At 73.7% G+C, this 2,856-nt stretch carries 4 protein-coding genes; 2 read left to right on the plus strand and 2 right to left on the minus strand.

Translation table 11 applies throughout. From position 1 onward, the window contains the following. Positions 1 to 1,170, minus strand: a 1,170-nt coding sequence (locus HW445_RS25080) for a hypothetical protein (RefSeq protein WP_374939694.1), incomplete at its 3' end; no start/stop codon positions are given. A 243-nt stretch (positions 1,171 to 1,413) separates the two neighbouring features. Here HW445_RS25080 and HW445_RS25085 point away from each other — a divergent pair. Next, on the plus strand, positions 1,414 to 1,815 hold the full coding sequence (locus tag HW445_RS25085; RefSeq protein WP_180223199.1) for a hypothetical protein: 402 nt from the start codon (positions 1,414 to 1,416) through the stop codon (positions 1,813 to 1,815). A 79-nt stretch (positions 1,816 to 1,894) separates the two neighbouring features. Here the strand turns inward: HW445_RS25085 and HW445_RS25090 are convergent, their stop codons facing one another. Then, on the minus strand, positions 1,895 to 2,167 hold the full coding sequence (locus HW445_RS25090) for a GlsB/YeaQ/YmgE family stress response membrane protein (protein ID WP_180223200.1): 273 nt from the start codon (positions 2,165 to 2,167) through the stop codon (positions 1,895 to 1,897). Between the two features lie 101 nt (positions 2,168 to 2,268). Between HW445_RS25090 and HW445_RS25095 the strand changes: the two genes are divergently transcribed. After that, a partial coding sequence (locus tag HW445_RS25095; RefSeq protein WP_374939695.1) for a carbohydrate kinase family protein occupies positions 2,269 to 2,856 on the plus strand: 588 nt, incomplete at its 3' end.

Here is a 2,856-nt window from a genome sequence, read left to right on the forward strand (position 1 = left end):
GACCGTGCCGCCCGCCTTGACGGCGGAACCGGCGGTGATGGACGCGGACGCGCCGCTGCTGGTGCCTCCGCCGGTGGAACCGGAACCCCCCGTGGACCCGCCGCCCGACCCGCCGGTGGAGCCGCCCGTCGACCCGCCGTTGCCGCCTCCGGAGCCGCCGGTCGCATCTCCCGATCCGCCGGTGGACCCGCCCGAGCCGGAGCCGCCGCCGGTGGAGGTCACCGTGAAGTCGGCGCGCAGGCTGGTGGAGGGGTCGGGGGCCAGGACGCGCAGCCAGTGGGCGCCCTTGGCGGTGCCCGCGGGGACGGTGACGGTGCCGGAGAAGGTGCCGTCCGCCGCGATCGCGTCGTCCCACTGCTTGAGTATCTTGTCGTCGTCGAGCTTGACGGTGATCTTCTGCCCCGGGGTGAAGCCGGAGAGCGCGAACGACACCTTGCCGCCCGCCGCCACCGAGGAACCCGCGGTGATCACGGCCTTCGGGGTGGCGGGCGCGGGCGCGGTGACCTCGAGGGGGGAACTCTTCACGCTGGTGCCGGTCGCCAGGAAGCGCAGCCAGTGGTCGCCCGCGGCGGTGCCGTCGGGGATGGTGACGCTGCCGGAGAAGGAGCCGTCGGCGCCCGTGGTGAACTGGGCCAGCAGGTCCGCGTCGTCGAGCTTGACGCTCAGCTTCGCGCTGGCCGGGAATCCGCTCACGCGGAAGGGCACGCTCTCCCCGGCACGGACCGAGGAGACCGACAGCTCGGCCGCCGGGACGCGGACGCCGAACTCGACCGGGACGGAGGTGCCCGGGGCGAGGAAGTACAGGGTGTGCGTGCCCGTGACCGCGTCCGCGGGCACGGTGACCGAGCCGGAGACCGAGCCGTCCGTGCCGACGGTGAACCGGCCGAGCTGCGTGACCTTGTCCAGCTTGACCGTGAGGGTCTCACCGGCCGGGAAGTCCTTCACCGAGAAGGAGAGCTGCGCGCCCGCGGCGGCCGACGGGGACCCCAGCGAGACCGAGGGAGCGACGTCGGTGGCCGCCCGCGCGGCGGGACCGGCCTCGCCCTGTACCGCGCCGATCGCCGGGGAGGTCAGCGCGCCGATGGTGAGCGCGGCGCCGGCGGTGGCGGCGGCGAACCTGCCCAGACGGCCGTGGGGACGGGGGGAGCGGTCGGCTCTGAAGGGAGGCATGGCTGCGGATGCTCCTGATGGGGCGAAGGGTGTGAAAAGCCCAAGAAGAAGGCGTGGGAACAGGGCTGAGGCCCTGTGCGACGAGCTTAGGTTAGCCTAACCAAAGTTCGGCGGTGCGGGGTGGGTGCGGGCGAAAGCACCCGGCCCCGCACGGTGTTAGCCCGTCCGCCGCGCACGACATGCCGCCCCGGCGCCGCCGGCGCACCCTCGGAAGGACCAGACGGCACGGCGGAAGGACCGCGGATGAGCGGGCGTACGGGCACCGGGAGCAAACAGCTGCTGGCCGAGGGCGGCATCACCTTCGCGGGGATGCTGCTGGGCGTCTCCGGCGTGGTGACGGCGCTCCAGGGCATCGCCGCGCTCGCCGGTGACGACGTGTACCGCCGGATCGGCTCCTACGTCTTCGAGTTCAGCCTCACCGGCTGGGGCGTCTTCCACCTGGTGGTCGGCGTGCTGCTGCTGGTCACCGGGCTGGGGCTGCTGAGCGGGCAGGACTGGGCGCGGATCGTCGGCCTGATGCTGGCCGTGATCAGCCTGATCGACCAGTTCGTCTTCCTGCCCTACGCCCCCGTCTGGTCGGTCCTGCTGATCGCCTTCTACGTGTTCGTCATCTGGTCGCTGGCCACCTACCGGCCGGACCGGTGAGCCGCGGCCCGGTGGGCCGCAGCGCGGGTTCGCCGCGGCCACGCGGACGCGGCCCGGTGGGCCGTCCGTCCGGCGGCGGTCAGCCGCGCTCGCGGGAGTGGCCGAAGAGGACGCGGTAGGCGACCAGTAGCACCAGGGCGCCGCCGACCGCCGACACCCAGGTCGCGGGGTCGTAGAAGTCCCGGTCGACCGGGCGGTCGAAGAAACGGGCGGACAGCCAGCCGCCCAGGAACGCCCCGACCACCCCGATGAGGGTGGTGCCGATCAGGCCGCCCGGATCCCGGCCCGGCATCAGCACCTTGGCGATCGCCCCGGCGACCAGCCCCAGCACCACCCACGCCACGACACCCATGTCCGTCTCCTCCGCTTCCCGCGCGCTTCCTTCCCGTTCGGTTCCCCGGCCGGTAGGGGGTTCCTGCCCAACGACACGGCAGGTCACGCCAGGATGGGCGGATGCAGCGAACGGACGACGACTTCGACGTACTGGTCCTCGGCGGCGCGGGTGTGGACACCATCGTGTACGTGCCCGAACTGCCCCTCGAGGACGCCGACAGCCGGCTGGTGGAGGGAATCGAGGCCCGGGCCGGTCACACCGGCGACTTCGTGGCGCTCGGCCTGAGCGAACTCGGGCTGAGGGTCCACCACCTCGACGTGGTCGGGGACGACCCGGAGGGCGACCTGGTGCGCGCCTTCCACCGGGAGAGGGGCATCCCGCTGACCGCCCCGCCGGCCCCGAAGGGCACCCGGCGGGCCGTGAACCTGGTCGGCCCGGACGGACGCCGCTCCTCCCTCTACGACGGGGCCCGGGGCGGCGGCCACTACCCCGAGGAGACGGTCGCCGCCCTCGCGGCGAGGTGCCGGCACGCGCACGTCTCCATCACCCAGCCCTGCGAACGCGCCCTGCCCGTCCTGCGGAAGGCGGGCGTGACCGTCTCGACCGACCTGCACGACTGGGACGGCGAGGCCGCGCACCACCTGCCCTACGCCCTCGGCGCGGACCTGGTGTTCGTCTCCGCCGCGGCGCTGCCCGCGGACCCCGAG

The sequence above is a fragment of the Streptomyces sp. UH6 genome, from assembly GCF_013421635.1.
Taxonomy (GTDB): domain Bacteria; phylum Actinomycetota; class Actinomycetes; order Streptomycetales; family Streptomycetaceae; genus Streptomyces; species Streptomyces abyssomicinicus.

Coding starts and splice junctions, on each gene's coding strand:
- HW445_RS25090 (WP_180223200.1), bottom strand. CDS start 2,167: ATGGGTGTCGTGGCGTGGGTGGTGCTGGGGCTGGTCGCCGGGGCGATC.
- HW445_RS25085 (WP_180223199.1), top strand. CDS start 1,414: ATGAGCGGGCGTACGGGCACCGGGAGCAAACAGCTGCTGGCCGAGGGC.